Here is a 16461-nt window from a genome sequence, read left to right on the forward strand (position 1 = left end):
GGGGGGGGGGGGGGGGGGGGGGGGGGGGGGGGGGGGGGGGGGGGGGGGGGGGGGCGGGAGGCGGGAAGCATATAAAAACAGTACCAACGTATAAATGAGTACGATCGAGGTTCGCAGGATATGAACGGTTACCATCATTTACAGGTTAATTTCGGCAGTCGATGCTAACTTGAAGAGATCATGATCTAAAGGAGTAATCTCATGTCTAACATTGGAAAGAATATTAACAAGGGCCCGGACGAGACGAAGCTCAAGCAAAAAGAAGCTAAAGATTCCGGCGGTAACCACACTCACGAGACGACAGGTAACGGGCCAACACCCGATAAAGGCAATGGTTACAGTCACGACAAGGAAATGAAAGAGGCACCGCAGCAGGCAAAAGACCACGTAAGTCCTGAGAAGAAGTAAAGCTTTACCGCTTGCATCTTATCAACCCGCACTTTATCAACCCATTCTGGCTTGCAGAGTGGGTTTTATTTTGGCGCCAGATGAAATAAATAACCCGTATAACGCTTTAGCGTTACAGGATTTGCCAAGAAGAGATAAAAACAGAAAAACCAGGAAGGATGCGCCAACTGCTTGATTCAAATGGTACCGGTGGTCGGACTCGAACCGACACGCTATCGCTAGCGGCGGATTTTGAATCCGCTGCGTCTACCAATTCCGCCACACCGGCCTTGAGCGCACGGCGTATTATACGGTTCCATCGACGAGCGTCAATGACTTCTTTTATCGGCTTCGCTATTATATCGGGCTTTTGACACTGTCCATCCAGGCCCGAGTCCCGATGCAGCGCGCCGATTTCCATTTTGATCTACCCGACGAGCTAATTGCCCGCTACCCCAGCGAGCAACGCAGCGATTGCCGTCTGCTCTGCCTTGATGGCAACAGCGGCACCATTGAGCATGCCCGTTTTCCCAGCTTGCTTGAGCGCCTTTCGCCAGGAGATGTGATTGTTTTCAATGACACCCGTGTCATTCCGGCACGATTGTTCGGTCATAAACGCTCCGGCGGGAGAGTGGAGATGCTGCTCGAACGGCCGCTCGACGCCCACCGAGGTCTAGCACACCTTCGCTCCAGCAAATCACCCAAGCCTGGCACTGAGCTCGACTTCGAAGGCGGAATAACCGCCGTGGTTGAAGGTCGCCGCGATGCACTGTTTGAGCTGCGTTTTCTCGGCGAGACACCGTTGATTGAGCTGCTTGAGCAGTATGGTCATATGCCCCTGCCGCCCTATATCGAACGTGAAGATGAACTCGACGATCGTGAACGCTATCAGACCGTCTATGCTCGTCGTGACGGTGCTGTCGCTGCACCCACCGCCGGGCTGCACTTTGACGAGACCATGATGACTGCCCTCGCCCAGCGCGGTATCGAAAGCGCCTTCGTAACGCTTCATGTCGGCGCAGGCACTTTTCAGCCTGTACGCGTTGACAACATCCTCGAACATCACATGCACAGCGAGTGGGTTGAGGTCACATCAGAAGCCTGCGCACAGATCAAGGCCGCCAAGGCGCGCGGTAATCGCGTAGTGGCCGTTGGCACCACCAGCGTACGTTGTTTGGAAACAGCCTCTAAAGATGGCGAGATCACCCCGTACACGGGTGACACTGACATTTTTATTTATCCCGGCTATGAATGGCGCTGTGTCGATGCCCTGGTTACCAATTTCCATTTACCTGAATCGACGTTGCTGATGCTGGTGTCATCCTTTGCTGGTTATGACCATGTCATGCACGCCTACCATGAAGCGGTAGCCGAGCGTTACAGCTTCTTCAGCTATGGCGATGCGATGTATTTGACCCGCCAGCAACGCTAAACACGCTTGCATCGCAACTACAACACCTAACGTCATATCATAATGATATCAGAGATATTCCATGCGAGATGAATGCTTCATGCGCTTTGAGCGCCTCGGTCAGGATGGCCGTGCCCGCCGTGGCCGCCTGACATTTCCCCGCGGCACGGTCGAGACTCCTGCCTTCATGCCAGTGGGCACCTACGGTACGGTCAAAGGCATGACGCCCAAGGATGTCGAGGCGATTGGTGCCGAAATTATTCTTGGCAACACCTTTCACCTCTGGCTGCGTCCGGGCACGGACGTAATCGAAGCCCATGGTGACCTGCATGACTTTTCCCAGTGGCATAAGCCGATCCTGACCGATTCCGGCGGCTTCCAGGTCTTTTCACTGGGTGAAATGCGCAAGATCACCGAAGCCGGGGTTCACTTCCGCTCGCCGGTCGATGGTGCCAAAGTATTCATGGGACCCGAAGAGTCGATGGCTGTACAGCGCTCGCTCGGCTCCGATATTGTCATGATCTTTGACGAGTGCACGCCCTACCCAGCCACGCTGGACGAAGCACAGAAATCGATGGAGCTGTCGCTGCGCTGGGCCAAACGCTCACGCGTCGCCCACGGCGAATCTCCATCAGCGTTATTCGGTATTATTCAGGGCGGCATGTATCGTGAATTGCGCGAGCGCTCTTTGGCCGGACTGCTCGATATCGGCTTCGATGGCTTGGCGATCGGCGGGCTGTCGGTAGGCGAGCCAAAAGAAGAGATGATGAAGGTGCTCGATTATCTACCTACCTTGATGCCCGATGAAAAACCACGCTATCTGATGGGTGTTGGCAAGCCGGAAGATCTAGTCGAGGGCGTGCGTCGCGGTGTGGACATGTTTGACTGCGTAATGCCTACCCGCAACGCGCGCAACGGCCATCTGTTCACCTTCGACGGTGTGGTCAAGATCCGCAATGCTGCGCATCGCCATGACACGCGCCCGCTTGAAGACGACTGTGACTGCTATACCTGCCAGCATTTTTCGCGCGGCTATCTGCACCATCTGGATCGCTGCGGTGAGATGCTCGGTGCACAGCTCAACACGATCCATAATTTACGTCATTATCAACGTCTGATGGCCGGTTTGCGGAGTGCTATCGAAGCGGGTACATTGGCGAACTTCGTAACGCAGTTTTACGCTCGGCGAGGCATGGAAGTGCCGACGTTGGCAGGCTAATGACTGATGACATGCATGCTTATGTCATGCATGCAGCATCAGACACGGCATATTCATACCAACCTAAGACTCATAACAAATCCTGAAGAGGAACGTTCATGCTCGAATTCTTGATTCCAGCCGCCCAGGCTCAAGCTGAGACAGGTGCCGCTGGCGGCGCTGGCGCTATCGGCCAGATCGTGATGTTGGTCGGCTTCGTACTGATTTTTTATTTTCTGCTGTGGCGCCCGCAGGCCAAGCGTGCCAAGCAGCATAAAAAGCTGATGTCCGAACTTTCCAAGGGCGACGAGGTCGTTATTGGCGGAGGTCTGGTGGGCCGAATCAGCAAGGTCGGCGATGAGTTCCTCTCGCTTGAGATTTCCGAGGGTACTGAGGTCAACGTTCAGAAGAGCGCCGTTGCTGCTGTTCTGCCCAAGGGCACCCTCAAGTCCATCTGATCTCTCCGGATCGCCGACTCAACGTCGGCGGTCGCATTTTGATCCGTCAGCAACCAGGACAGGGCCCCGATGCTCAACCGTTATCCGCTGTGGAAGTATCTGCTGATACTTCTCGTGCTCGTTGTGGGCGTTATCTACGCCCTGCCAAATCTTTATCCGGAAGATTCGGCTATTCAAATCAGCGGCGATCGCGGCACCAGAATCGAACAGTCTGCTCTAGACCGTGCCGCACAAGCACTCGAAGCTGCCGATATCGCCATCAAGCGCACCGAACTCGAAGAGAACGGCAGCGGCTTGATCAGGCTGCAGGACGCCAACGATCAGCTTCATGCTCGTGATGTCATTGCTTCTACGCTGGGGCAGGACTACGTCGTAGCCCTCAACCTCGCCGAAGCGACGCCCTCATGGCTCGCCTCGATTGGCGCCGCGCCGATGAAGCTCGGTCTCGACCTTCGCGGCGGCGTGCATTTCCTTCTGGAAGTCGACATGGATGCAGCCGTCAAGCAGCGCCTGGAAAGTAACGCCAGCGCCATGCGTCAGACACTGCGTGATGAGCGTATCCGTTACCGTAACAACGAGGTGAAAGATCATTCGATCCGCTTCGCCTTCGCCAGTGAAGAGGATCTGAACCAGGCCCGCTCGCTGCTGCAGACGCAATACAACGTCTTCACCTTTACTACCGAAGACGAAGGGCGCGGCGCCGTACTGGTCATGACCATTACCGATCAGGCCATACAGGAACTGCAGGACTATGCGGTCAATCAGAACCTGACCACGATCCGCAACCGTGTCAATGAGCTCGGCGTTTCCGAGCCGCTGGTTCAGCGTCAGGGGCCTAGCCGTATCATTGTTGAACTACCGGGTATACAGGATACCGCTGCAGCCAAGCGCATCGTCGGTGCAACCGCGAATCTTGAGTTCCGCCTTGAAGCTGCTCCCGACACACCGGAATCGGAAATTGAAACACTCCCCTTCCGCAACGATCCTGATCGCAAGGCAGCGCTGCTCAAGGATATCATCATCACGGGTGACCGCGTTTCAAGCGCCAGCCGCTCGTTTGATCAGAACGGTCGTCCGCAGGTCAACATCAACCTCGACGGTGCCGGCGGCTCACAGATGAACAGCGCCACGCGATCCAATATCGGTCGCAACATGGCGGTCATCTTCATCGAGCACAAGTCGCGCACCCGCACGGTGATGGAAGATGGCAAGCAGGTCGAAGAGCGCGTGCCTTATACTGAACGTGGCATTATCAGCTTAGCGACTATCCAGAGTGCGCTAGGCAGCCAGTTCCGTATTACCGGGCTCGACTCGCCAACCGAGTCGCAAGAGCTTGCCTTGTTGCTACGCTCCGGCTCGCTCGCCGCGCCGATCTACTTCGCTCAGGAGCGTACTATCGGGCCTAGCCTGGGCCAGCAGAATATCGATCGCGGCATCATGTCAGTGATCGTTGGCCTGGTGATGCTGGTGATATTCATGCTGGTGCGCTACAAGGCGTTCGGCCTGATTGCCAACGCCGCCCTGACAGTCAATCTGGTCTTGCTGATCGCTGCGATGTCGCTACTGGGCGCAACCCTTACCCTGCCCGGCATTGCCGGTATCGTCCTCACCTTGGGGATGGCGGTCGACGGCAACGTATTGATCTTCGAGCGCATCCGTGAAGAACTGCGTGCCAAGAAAACCGTACAGCAGGCCATTCATACCGGTTATGAGCGCGCCCTCACGTCAATCATTGATGCCAACGTCACGACACTTCTAGTGGCGATCATTCTGTTCTCGATCGGTACCGGCCCTGTCAAAGGCTTTGCAGTGACATTATCGCTGGGCATCGTGACATCGGTCTTCACGTCCGTGATGGTCAGCCGCGCAATCACGAACCTTTCCGTCGGCGGTAAAACGCTGAAGAAACTGTGGATCTGAGGCTACGATGACAACCATAGACTTCATGGGTAAACGCCGTATTGCGTTCATCGTATCGATCGTACTGGCGGCGATCGCGATCGGTTCCCTGGCTATCCAGCATCTTAATCTGGGACTTGATTTTACCGGGGGCACGCAAGTCGAGGTGCACTACGACACAGCGCCAAATCTTGATGAAGTACGCGATGCGCTCGGTGCGGCAGGTTATGACAACTACTCGGTGCAGACCTTCGGTTCCGACCGTGAGATTCTGGTTCGGCTGCAACAGACCTACAGCGAAAGCGTCGGTTCCGATGTCGTTAGCGCACTGGCCATTCAGGGCGAATCACCCAATCTGATCCGGGCTGAATATGTCGGTGCCCAAGTGGGCGATCAGCTGCGCGACCAGAGTGGACTCGGCATGCTGCTGGCGCTGGCTGTCGTCGCGATCTACGTGGCATTTCGCTTTCAGTACAAGTTTGCTCTTGGCGCGCTGATCTCGCTGGGTCATGACGTGCTGATCCTGCTCGGCATTTTCTCGCTGTTCAAGATTGAGTTCGACTTGACCGTATTGGCGGCAGTACTGGCCGTGATCGGCTACTCATTGAACGATACGATCATTGTCTATGACCGTATCCGCGAGAATATCCGCCGCTCACGCACCAATGACCTGCCGGCGATCTTCAACGACGCCATCAACCAGACGCTGGCAAGGACGCTATCGACTTCGGGCACCACGCTGCTGGTCCTGTTCGCGCTGTTCTTCCTCGGCGGCGATATGATTCACAATTTTGCGCTGGCCCTGATCATCGGTGTAGTCCTTGGTACCTTCTCATCGGTCTATGTCGCCGCAGCACTACTGCTGGTGATCAAGCTGCAGCGCGAGGATCTGATCCCAGCGAAGAAGGAAAACGTGGAGGACGGTATGCCCTGATCGTGCTGTCAAAGGGCATGCCATTGCTGCATAAAAAAGCCTCGGGCAAATAAATGCCCGGGGCTTTTTTGTGGCTAGCGCCTGATAAATAACTTACAGGTGCGGCTTGAGCACCTGTACGAGATTTTTATAAAGGCGTGGTCCTGCCGCCATCAGCACGCCTTCGGGCTCAACCTGGGGCGAACCATCGGCACCGCCGATCAAGGCGCCAGCTTCCTTAAGCATCAAGGTAGCCACGTCCAGATCATGCTCATCGATGCCCAGCACGAAAGCCGAATCAACACGGCCACACGCCAGTTCAGCCAGATCAAGCAATGGGCAGCCAGACGTACGCAGCACATCGACTTGAGAGCCAAGCTGTTGGGTAATGGTGAGATAAGCAGGCAGATGACGACTGCGCATCCAGGATTCAGGCAGGCCGAGCGCAACACGCGATCCACTTAAGCCGTTACGCGCCGGTACACGGATACGCTTGCCGTTGAGCTGAGCACCACGACCACGACTGATCAGATACTCTTCATCGGTGAACGGGCTGATGATCACGGCATTTTCGGCGCGTCCCTTGTAGAAACTAGTCAAGGAAATCGCCCAACCTGGCGTATTGGCAGCAAGGTTGGCATAGCCATGAAAGAGTTCGATCTTCCACTGATAATCACGGTCAGCGCCTTCACGATACGGCGTGTAACGGCCGGAAATACCATGCTGGGGATAACCACGCGCAAACTGGCGGACGATAGACGCCTCAGCCTGACGTGCCGTTTCTTCCAGCAGCGTATCGAGAACGCGGTCTTCACGCGCATCGTCGATGCGGTCACGGACACGGATGAATTGCTCGGAGGCGCCACGCAATGCGCGCAACGCAAACTGGACCATCGGATGCATGATCGGGCCTTGAATACTGGATGATGTTAAAGAACGGGTAACGAGCCTGTAGCCAACTGCCTGCCCTAGTACGGGGCTGGCAAGCGTCATGATAATGACAAGTGGATAAAGTAGGGCTGGCGGAGGTCTCGGTGAACGGCGGCGATGCTAACAGACCCGGAGCCGAGGAGCCAGCGCTACGATACATCTTCCTGGGTAGAGCCTCTGCTATGCTCTCTGCCCTCATGCTAGACTAAGCACTCTAGTTTTCCAGCTTACCCCGTTCACGTTCCTCTACTCAGGCAAACAGTTTGGCGCTCATGCTCGACCGAATCCGTATTGTATTGATTGGCACCAGCCACCCCGGCAATGTTGGTGCTGCTGCCCGTGCCATGAAAACCATGGGTCTTGGCGATCTCGCCCTCGTCTCACCGCGATGCGAGCCCAACGCTCAAGAGGCTATCTCGCGTGCGTCCGGGGCCGACGACATTCTTGACGCGATGCATCGCTTCGAAGATCTAGAAACAGCTCTGGCCGATTGTACATGGGTGGTTGGCTGCAGTGCTCGCTCACGCACCCTGCCCTGGCCCATGCAAAAGCCGCGTGAATTTTCCGCTAACCTTCCCGCACAGCTCAGCCATGACAACGCACGCGTTGCGATTGTCTTCGGCCGTGAAGACGCCGGGCTAAACAACGCCGAGTTGCAGCGTTGCCATGCCCATGTACACATACCCACCAATGAAGCGTATAGCTCATTGAATCTGGCTGCTGCCGTCCAGGTAATGGCGTATGAGTGCCGTCAGGCGTGGCTTGAGTATGGTGATAACGCTGCCTCGGCAACGTCACAACATGCCGAGCCGTTCGGTGTCGAGTGGGATAACCCGCTAGCGACGCATGATGACCTTGAGCGCTTTTTCGCCCATCTTGAACGCACGTTGATTGCGATTGACTTTCATGACCCCAACAACCCCAGACAGTTGATGGCCCGAATGCGTCGGCTATTTTTGCGGGCACACGTCGACCACATGGAAATAAACATGCTGCGCGGCATCCTTAGTGCCGTCGACAAGAGCGCCACTATAGCACCCTCGAAACCTGCACAAGACCGTGAATAATCCATAGACCAGAATGACTAGCCAGGGCGGTGATCCAGCATAGTGGGTCAAATAACTAGTGGCTCATGGCAAACTAGCGAACAGGCAAATATGACAGGCACTTGTCAGTGTATGCTGGTTGATATGCCTTGTAGTGAATAAGAAAGCTGTCAGCGACAGCCCGAGTACCTAGTATGCAAATGAAGGATCACCGTGACGCGCCCAATGAGGAGTGACAGCATGTTTGCTCGCCTGCGAGAGGACATCAATAGCGTATTCGCCCGCGACCCGGCGGCACGGAATTTCTTTGAAGTGCTGACCAACTATCCCGGGCTACATGCCCTGCTCGCCCATCGCATCAATCATTGGTTGTGGTGTCATGACATCAAGTGGCTGGCCCGCACGGGCTCCACGCTGTCGCGTTGGTTGACAGGGATTGAGATACACCCCGGTGCGACCATTGGCAGGCGATTTTTCATCGATCACGGCATGGGCGTTGTGATCGGTGAGACCGCCGAGGTAGGCAACGATGTGACCCTCTATCACGGCGTGACTCTGGGTGGCACAAGCTGGAAGGAAGGCAAGCGCCACCCTACGCTGGAAGATGGCGTGATTGTCGGTGCTGGCGCCAAGATCCTTGGCCCCTTCACTGTCGGCGCCGGTGCCAAGGTCGGCTCCAACGCCGTGGTGACCAAGGCAGTGCCACCAGGCGCAACCGTCGTCGGAATTCCAGGCAAGGTGATCACACGAGAACCCAAGAAGGACCGCGATCGCAGGCGGGCCAGCATTGATCCCGAGCGCCGCCGCGCGATGGAAGACAAGTTCGGCTTTGATGCTTATGGCATGAGTGAAGAAATGCCCGATCCGATGGCACGTTCGATGCAGGCAATGCTCGATCACGTTCACGCTGTCGATGAACGACTCGATCAGATGTGCAAGGTGCTGTGCCGGCTCGATGCCAGCTATCGTACCGGCGACTTCCCGACATTGGATCGTAACGACTTCACCGCTGTGCTCGACGATCTCGAATATCCCTGCTCCGGCCCTGAGGCATCTTTTCAAGCGTCCGCTCAGCCCGAAGAGGAGAAACCAGCCGTTTCTAGCCAGAAAGCCAAGCATGATGAAGACGTTGCGGTTTCCAAACACCCTGTCGGACCGCAGCCAGAGGACTGTTCCGACTCTCGCTCCCAGGAGGACATTTCGTCGCAGCGCTAATGGTTGACCAAAATAGTCAGATTTGCGCATAATGCCATACATCATTTATGGTTTTTTGAGACTCATTTCATGCGCCTGACTACCAAGGGTCGTTACGCCGTTACTGCAATGCTTGATCTGGCCCTGAACGCCGAACGAGGCCCGATTAGTCTTGCCGACATCTCCAAGCGCCAAGAGATTTCGTTATCTTACCTGGAACAGCTGTTTGCGAAACTGCGCAGAAGCGGCTTGGTAAAAAGTGTCCGCGGCCCGGGAGGCGGCTATTTGCTTGGTCAGGCACCTGAGGCCATTTCAGTGGCCAAGGTTATCGATGCCGTCAGCGAATCGATCGATGCGACCCGCTGTCAGGGCGTAGGTGATTGTCAGCACGGCGATATCTGCCTGACACACCATCTATGGTGTGATCTGTCCAGCGCAATCCACAGCTTTCTTGATGACATCACCCTTGGAGAGCTGCTCAATCGCCGCGAGGTTCAGGGTATTGCCGAGCGTCAGCGTGTCAACGTCAGCAGCAATCAAATACCCGTATCGCAATAATCTTTATCCACGTCCAACCGGGACACGAGCATGAGTCAACAGTCCGTCTATCTCGATTATGCGGCTACGACACCGGTCGACCCGCGTGTCGCTGAATTGATGGCACGTCATCTGACGCTGGAGGGCACTTTTGCCAATCCGGCGTCGCGCAGTCATATGTCGGGCTGGCTTGCAGAACAGGCGGTCGAGATGGGCCGCCGCCAGGTTGCTGATCTGATTGGCGCCGACCCGCGTGAAATCGTCTGGACTTCAGGCGCGACCGAGGCTGACAACTTGGCCTTGACTGGTTATTTGCGCGCTAACCGCGAGCGCGGCCGCCATCTTGTCACCTCGACCATCGAGCACAAAGCCATTGTCGATACAGCCAAGGCACTCGAGGCCGAAGGGTTCGATGTGACATGGCTTACTCCCGATCCGGATGGTCGTATTTCAGGAGAAACGCTGCAGGCAGCGCTACGCAGCGATACCGTACTGGTATCACTCATGGCGGTAAACAATGAGCTTGGCACCATTAACGATATTGCCACGCTCGGGGCGATTGCCCAGCAGCACGGAGCAGCGTTTCATGTCGATGCCGCTCAAGCAGCTGGCAAGATAGCGCTCGATGTTTCAACACTGCCTGTCGATATGATGTCATTTTCCGCCCACAAGCTTTACGGCCCGAAAGGCATCGGCGCCCTGTTCGTGCGCCGTGGCACACGTGTCGAGGCATTGATACACGGTGGCGGTCATGAACGCGGTATGCGCTCGGGCACGCTGCCCACCCATCAGATTGTTGGTATGGGGCAGGCTTTTGCCTTGGCGCTGGATGAGCGTGAACAGGATACAGGGCATATTACGGCGTTACGTGAGCGTTTCTTGGCTGGCCTTGATGGCCTGCCCGGCGTTCACATCAATGGCGCTGCTGCCAAAAGTGTCCCTAATATCGTCAACCTGGGATTCGACGGCATTGACGGCGAATCCTTGCTGATGGCACTGCGCAAGCTTGCGGTCTCGACCGGTTCGGCCTGTAATTCAGCAAGCGTTGATCCTTCGTACGTACTACTTGATATTGGTGTACCGCGTGAACGCGCCTTGGCCTCGATACGCTTCAGCTTTGGCCGCTTCACCACCGAAGACGACATTGATACTGCTGTCAGCGAGCTGCGTCAGGCGCTGACGGCCCTAAGATACTGATCGATTTTGCACATTCTTTTACCGGGAGGAGGATGACATGGCCCGGATTGCCATTACCGAAGCCGCTGCCAATCAGATTCGTAACGTCCTTCACGAGCGAGGCAATGGCCTTGGCTTACGCGTTGCGGTCAAACCGAGCGGCTGTTCCGGCTACAGCTACGTGCTCGATTTTGCTGACCAGTTAAACGACACTGACGAGGTTTTCGAAGATTACGGGGTCAAGGTCATTGTCGATCCCGAGGCACTCGCCATACTCAACGGCACAGAAGTCGATTACGTTTCAGAGGGACTGAACCGTTTTTTCCGTTTCAACAATCCAAACGTCAAAGATGAGTGCGGCTGTGGCGAGAGCTTCAGCGTCTGACCAATCGTGAGAAGAGCAGTAGGCTTCCCTTTCTATCCTTACTGCTCTATCGGTATAATGCCGCACCTCAGCTGTTTCGATTCACGAAACGATAGAATTTTGTTTGGCGCGCCGCGCATGCGGCGCGCTTTTCATCTATCCATAACTCATCAATCCATTTAGGGAGAGACACCATGGCGGTAGAACGCACATTGTCCATCATCAAGCCGGACGCCGTAGCCAAGAATGTTATCGGTGAAATTTACACTCGCTTCGAGAAAGCCAGCCTGAACATCATCGCGGCCAAGATGGTAAATCTTTCCCGCGAACAGGCGGAAGGTTTCTATGCCGAGCACAAGGAACGTCCGTTTTTCAATGATCTGGTCGCCTTCATGACCTCAGGTCCGGTCATGATTCAGGTACTCGAAGGTGAAAACGCCATCACCAAGAACCGTGAACTGATGGGCGCCACCGATCCGAAGAAAGCTGAAGCCGGCACTATCCGCGCTGACTTCGCTGAATCAGTCGATGCCAATGCCGCTCACGGCTCCGATTCACCCGAATCGGCCAAGCGTGAAGTGAGCTATTTCTTCTCGAACGAAGAAATCTGCGCACGCAGCTGATTCAGGCGGCTCGATGGGCGGCGGGTTTCCCGCCGCCTTAATTGCAACCTGTTCAACACGACCGACATTGCCCGCCATGACAGCTGAAACCAGTACTTCCCGCACCAACCTGCTAGGTCTCTCCCGCGAACAGATGGAAGCATTCTTCGTCTCGCTGGGTGAAAAGAAGTTTCGCGCCACCCAAGTGATGAAGTGGATTCATCACGAAGGCTGCGATGACTTTGAAGCCATGACCAATCTTTCCAAGGGACTGCGCGAAAAGCTCCAACGTCTCGCCGAGATCCGCGGGCCGAGTGTGGCCTATGAAGGCGAATCAGCCGACGGTACGCGTAAGTGGGTGCTTGAGGTCGGTGATGGCAGTCTGGTCGAGACCGTTCTCATCCCATCAGATAACGGCAATCGCCGTACATTATGCGTCTCTTCTCAGGTGGGCTGTTCGCTGGACTGCAGCTTCTGTTCAACCGGCAAGCAGGGCTTTCAACGCAACCTGACCGCGGCCGAGATTATTGGACAAGTCTGGGTTGCCAGCAAAAGCGCCAATGGTTCCCGCGACTCGAGCCAGCGTGCCGTGACCAATGTGGTAATGATGGGCATGGGTGAACCGCTGCTAAATTACGACAATGTCGTGCCAGCGATGAAACTGATGCTCGACGATAATGGCTATGGCCTTTCAAAACGTCGCGTGACGCTTTCAACCTCCGGCGTCGTTCCCATGATCGACAGACTCGGTGATGATATCGACGTTTCTTTGGCAATTTCTTTGCATGCGGCTAACGATGCTCTGCGTAACACGCTGGTCCCGCTTAATCGCAAATACAATATCCGCATGCTGCTTGACGCTTGTCACCGTTATCTCGACAAGTGCGCTGATGCACGTATGGTAACGATCGAGTATACCCTGATTCATGATGTCAACGACCAGCACGAACACGCTGAACAGCTGGCCGAGGTACTGCGCGATTTGCCCTGCAAGATCAATTTGATTCCGTTCAACCCATTCCCCAATGCCGGCTACGAGAAGCCTTCTCGCAACCAGGTCATGCGCTTCCAGAAGTGGTTATTTGAACTTGGCTATGTCGCGCCTGTACGCATGACACGCGGCGATGACATTGATGCTGCCTGTGGCCAGCTTGTGGGTCGAGTCAAGGATCGTACCAAGCGTAGCCAACGCTACATTCAGGCCGTTTCAATCGATGCCGACTAAGCCGCTGCTCGGTTAAAGAAGAATTGAGCGAAGATCGAACGGAACGTGGCATCATCTTCTCTCGCGCAGGATATGCTTATATGAGTGCGCCTAAATCTTGAAGACGCATGATCATGCCTACTTGACTTCGCAGGGGCGTAGCGATTTGATGGACAGCGTTTTACGCTTGCCGAGCGTGAGCCGTCCCAAGCCATTCATGCCAAAGAGGAGCGCATGATCTTTCGTCATCACCATACGTCGATACTATGCAGTGCCTTGGTCAGTGTCTGTCTGCTGACCGGTTGCACGACGCAAGTGACGAACGATAAGTCATCCTCAACTTCCGGCGAAGCGGCCAGCGCCTATACCCAACTTGGCCTGGCCTATCTGCGCCGCGACGATCTTGAACGCGCTCACCAGGCGCTTGATCACGCCCTTGAGCTATCAGATACCGATAGTGAAGCACTGCATGGCCTAGCACTACTTTATCAACGTCAGGGAGAAGATGCGCTCGCCGAGCGTTATTACCAGCGTGCGCTTGCCAGCGCTCCGGACTTTACCCAGGCGCGTAACAACTATGCCGCGTTTCTTTATGCCCATGACCGCTTCGAAGCAGCCTGCACTCAATTGGAGAAGGCGACTGACGATTTGAGTTATCCTAGGCGTGCCCAGTTGTACGCCAATCTGGGCCAGTGTCAGATCAAGGCAGGCAAACTATCTGATGCATTAATGAACCTTTCCCGTGCCCAGGCTATCGCCCCTAACTATGCGCGCACCTATTACCTCATGGCCGACCTGCTGCATCAGCTCGGCCAGCAGGACAACGCCTGGGCAAAATTACAAGATTATTTTCGACTCGCAGGCCAGGACGGCAATAGCATGACGTTGGCACATGACATCGCGCTTTCCCGCGGTGACATCCGTACCGCCGAGCTTTTCAAACGGCAATTGAACGCCACCTCGGCAGCCGCCCCGGATATAACAGATTAATAAGGACGCTTGCCCATGAGCGAATATCAAGAGCACTCATCGACACCGCAAACCGATCGCAGCCCTGGTGAAATGCTGCGCGCCGAGCGGGAGTATCAAGGATTGTCTACCGATGAGGTCGCCGAACAACTCAATCTGCGTCCATCGCTTGTTACCGACCTTGAAGCCAGCCGATTCGATCAGATACCGGTCCCCGCCTATCAGCGTGGCTATCTGCGCTCGTATGCTCGCCTGCTCGGCATGGATGAACGCATGGTCGTTCATGCTTATGATCGCGTCCATGGCCGTGATGATATTGATGAACGCCGCATCACACCGATCCAAACCGTCAGGCCGCCTAGCCGTCTGGGCAAGATAATTTTCCGCCTTGTGACGGTGTTGATCATTCTCGGCCTGATCGGCCTTACCTTGCTGTGGTGGCAAAGCCGGCAGGGAACGCCAAGCTTCAGCGAGGGAAATAACGAACCAAGCGTGACCCAGCAGGACGGCCCCAGCACTAGTAGCCTGCCCCCGCTGCCGGAAAGCTCCGTTGAAACGAGAGGCCCGACAGTTGCCGAATCTCCGGCGACGCCTGCCGCCACCAGCCTGAACCAGAGTGCTGACGTCGATGTTGCTGTCGCCTCGCAAGTTTCAGAGCAAGCTGGCACCACCGGCGATACGCCATCAAACGAAGGTAAACTGCAGGTACCTGCTGTCGAAGGCCAAAATGGTTCAGCAGGCCGGGCCGTTGCTGAAAGTCAGGCCGAACAGAGTACGCAGAACAACGATCCCAACGTGTTGCAGTTCACTTTCAATCAGGAATCCTGGACAGAAGTCCGCGATGCCTCAGGGCAGCGCGTATTCAGCGGGCTGCAAAAGGCCGGCACCCAGGCCGAAGTTCACGGGCGCCCTCCGTTTCGCATGACGGTGGGCAACGCCAGCGGCGTCGTATTGCACTATCGCGGTGAGACCGTCGATCTGCAGAAAAACGCGCGCAGCAGTAATGTCGCCAAATTCACACTAGGAGAATGACGCCACGCCATGCATAGCCAATCTCCGATAAATCGCCGCAAATCACGGCAAATCCATGTTGGCTCGGTTGCGATTGGTGGGGATGCCCCCATCAGCGTACAGAGCATGACCAATACCAACACACTCGATGTCGAGGCTACAGTGGCCCAGATCGAGCGTATCGCCGCTGCCGGTGGCGATATTGTGCGCGTATCGGTACCCGACATGGACTGCGCGGAAGCGTTCGGCAAGATCAAGAAACGCGTGTCCGTACCGCTCGTCGCCGATATCCATTTCGACTATCGCATCGCCCTGCGGGTTGCCGAACTCGGCGTCGATTGCCTGCGTATCAACCCGGGTAATATTGGTCGCGAAGATCGCGTTCAAGCGGTGGTCTCGTCCGCTCGCGATCACGGCATACCGATACGCATCGGCGTCAATGCCGGTTCGCTCGAGAAGGATCTGCAGAAGAAATACGGTGAGCCGACGCCCGCCGCGCTGGTTGAATCAGCGATGCGCCACATCGATCATCTTGATCGCCTCGACTTTCAGGAATTCAAGGTCTCGCTCAAGGCCAGCGATGTATTCATGGCGGTTGAGGCCTACCGACAGATTGCCGGCCAGATTGAGCAGCCGCTCCATCTAGGCATCACCGAAGCCGGTGGGCTACGTTCAGGCACGGTAAAATCATCTGTTGGCCTCGGCATGCTGTTGATGGACGGTATTGGCGATACCTTGCGTATTTCGCTGGCGGCTGACCCCGTCGAAGAAATCAAGGTCGGTTACGACATCCTCAAGAGCCTGCGTCTGCGTAGCCGTGGCATCAACTTCATTGCCTGCCCGAGCTGCTCACGCCAGAACTTTGATGTCATTAGCACCATGAATGCGTTGGAAGAGCGTCTTGAAGACATCATGACGCCGATTGACGTCGCGGTCATCGGCTGCGTGGTCAACGGTCCGGGCGAAGCCAAGGAAGTCGATGTCGGCCTGACCGGTGGTAGCCCCAACAATCTGGTGTACATCGATGGCAAGCCTGCCCAGAAGCTGCGCAACGATAATCTGGTCGATGATCTCGAAACGCTGATTCGTGAAAGGGTCGCGCAGAAACAAGCGCAGGAAAAGAACCTCATTACCCGGGAAGGGTAAGTTCTCTTCTAATCAC

At 55.7% G+C, this 16461-nt stretch carries 17 protein-coding genes and 1 tRNA gene; 16 read left to right on the forward strand and 2 right to left on the reverse strand.

Annotated features, from left to right (window positions below; genetic code table 11):
• The first annotated feature begins 201 nt into the window (after nucleotides 1–201).
• Complete coding sequence (locus C3Z11_RS01965) at nucleotides 202–408, forward strand: hypothetical protein (protein WP_106475855.1); 207 nt, start codon at nucleotides 202–204, stop codon at nucleotides 406–408.
• A gap of 181 nt (nucleotides 409–589) precedes the next feature.
• Here the strand turns inward: C3Z11_RS01965 and C3Z11_RS01970 are convergent.
• Nucleotides 590–676 (reverse strand) — tRNA-Leu (locus C3Z11_RS01970).
• A 111-nt stretch (nucleotides 677–787) separates the two neighbouring features.
• Between C3Z11_RS01970 and queA the strand changes: the two genes are divergently transcribed.
• The 5 genes from queA to secF all read left to right on the forward strand — a co-directional run bounded on the left by queA (nucleotide 788) and on the right by secF (nucleotide 6287).
• On the forward strand, nucleotides 788–1819 hold the full coding sequence (queA, locus tag C3Z11_RS01975) for a tRNA preQ1(34) S-adenosylmethionine ribosyltransferase-isomerase QueA (RefSeq protein ID WP_106475856.1): 1032 nt from the start codon (nucleotides 788–790) through the stop codon (nucleotides 1817–1819).
• Between the two features lie 79 nt (nucleotides 1820–1898).
• Nucleotides 1899–3017, forward strand: coding sequence for a tRNA guanosine(34) transglycosylase Tgt (tgt, locus tag C3Z11_RS01980; protein WP_262927250.1), 1119 nt, complete (start codon nucleotides 1899–1901; stop codon nucleotides 3015–3017).
• 98 nt (nucleotides 3018–3115) lie between these two features.
• Nucleotides 3116–3454, forward strand: a complete 339-nt coding sequence (gene yajC / locus C3Z11_RS01985) for a preprotein translocase subunit YajC (RefSeq protein WP_106475858.1) — start codon at nucleotides 3116–3118, stop codon at nucleotides 3452–3454.
• Between the two features lie 69 nt (nucleotides 3455–3523).
• A complete protein-coding gene (gene secD, locus C3Z11_RS01990) occupies nucleotides 3524–5374 on the forward strand; it encodes a protein translocase subunit SecD (protein WP_106475859.1) in 1851 nt (616 codons plus the stop codon).
• Between the two features lie 7 nt (nucleotides 5375–5381).
• Nucleotides 5382–6287 (forward strand): protein translocase subunit SecF, encoded by a 906-nt coding sequence (gene secF / locus C3Z11_RS01995; RefSeq protein WP_106475860.1) that lies wholly within the window; start codon nucleotides 5382–5384, stop codon nucleotides 6285–6287.
• Nucleotides 6288–6380: 93 nt separating this feature from the next.
• On the opposite strand, the gene C3Z11_RS02000 is transcribed toward secF, so the two are convergent.
• Nucleotides 6381–7169 carry an inositol monophosphatase family protein gene (locus C3Z11_RS02000; protein WP_106475861.1) on the reverse strand — a complete coding sequence of 263 codons (789 nt, stop codon included), beginning with the start codon at nucleotides 7167–7169 and terminating at the stop codon, nucleotides 6381–6383.
• Nucleotides 7170–7468: 299 nt separating this feature from the next.
• On the opposite strand from C3Z11_RS02000, the gene C3Z11_RS02005 reads away from it, so the two are divergent.
• The 10 genes from C3Z11_RS02005 to ispG all read left to right on the forward strand — a co-directional run bounded on the left by C3Z11_RS02005 (nucleotide 7469) and on the right by ispG (nucleotide 16445).
• Complete coding sequence (locus C3Z11_RS02005; RefSeq protein ID WP_106476909.1) at nucleotides 7469–8263, forward strand: RNA methyltransferase; 795 nt, start codon at nucleotides 7469–7471, stop codon at nucleotides 8261–8263.
• A gap of 219 nt (nucleotides 8264–8482) precedes the next feature.
• Entirely contained in the window at nucleotides 8483–9457 is a 975-nt protein-coding gene (cysE, locus tag C3Z11_RS02010) for a serine O-acetyltransferase (RefSeq protein WP_106475862.1), read from the forward strand.
• Nucleotides 9458–9526: 69 nt separating this feature from the next.
• Nucleotides 9527–9994 (forward strand): Fe-S cluster assembly transcriptional regulator IscR, encoded by a 468-nt coding sequence (gene iscR, locus C3Z11_RS02015; protein ID WP_106476910.1) that lies wholly within the window; start codon nucleotides 9527–9529, stop codon nucleotides 9992–9994.
• A gap of 30 nt (nucleotides 9995–10024) precedes the next feature.
• Nucleotides 10025–11170 carry a cysteine desulfurase family protein gene (locus C3Z11_RS02020; protein WP_106475863.1) on the forward strand — a complete coding sequence of 382 codons (1146 nt, stop codon included), beginning with the start codon at nucleotides 10025–10027 and terminating at the stop codon, nucleotides 11168–11170.
• 37 nt (nucleotides 11171–11207) lie between these two features.
• The gene (locus tag C3Z11_RS02025; protein WP_106475864.1) at nucleotides 11208–11534 is read left to right on the forward strand and encodes a HesB/IscA family protein; all 327 of its coding nucleotides are present in this window, start codon (nucleotides 11208–11210) and stop codon (nucleotides 11532–11534) included.
• A gap of 173 nt (nucleotides 11535–11707) precedes the next feature.
• Entirely contained in the window at nucleotides 11708–12136 is a 429-nt protein-coding gene (gene ndk, locus C3Z11_RS02030) for a nucleoside-diphosphate kinase (protein WP_106475865.1), read from the forward strand.
• A gap of 76 nt (nucleotides 12137–12212) precedes the next feature.
• A complete protein-coding gene (rlmN, locus tag C3Z11_RS02035; RefSeq protein ID WP_106476911.1) occupies nucleotides 12213–13340 on the forward strand; it encodes a 23S rRNA (adenine(2503)-C(2))-methyltransferase RlmN in 1128 nt (375 codons plus the stop codon).
• A gap of 213 nt (nucleotides 13341–13553) precedes the next feature.
• The gene (pilW, locus tag C3Z11_RS02040) at nucleotides 13554–14309 is read left to right on the forward strand and encodes a type IV pilus biogenesis/stability protein PilW (protein ID WP_106475866.1); all 756 of its coding nucleotides are present in this window, start codon (nucleotides 13554–13556) and stop codon (nucleotides 14307–14309) included.
• Nucleotides 14310–14324: 15 nt separating this feature from the next.
• A complete protein-coding gene (locus C3Z11_RS02045) occupies nucleotides 14325–15320 on the forward strand; it encodes a RodZ domain-containing protein (RefSeq protein ID WP_106475867.1) in 996 nt (331 codons plus the stop codon).
• Nucleotides 15321–15329: 9 nt separating this feature from the next.
• A complete protein-coding gene (gene ispG / locus C3Z11_RS02050; RefSeq protein WP_106475868.1) occupies nucleotides 15330–16445 on the forward strand; it encodes a flavodoxin-dependent (E)-4-hydroxy-3-methylbut-2-enyl-diphosphate synthase in 1116 nt (371 codons plus the stop codon).
• The last annotated feature ends 16 nt before the right edge of the window (nucleotides 16446–16461 follow it).

The organism is Phytohalomonas tamaricis, from assembly GCF_003012345.1.
Classification (GTDB): Bacteria; Pseudomonadota; Gammaproteobacteria; order Pseudomonadales; family Halomonadaceae; genus Phytohalomonas; species Phytohalomonas tamaricis.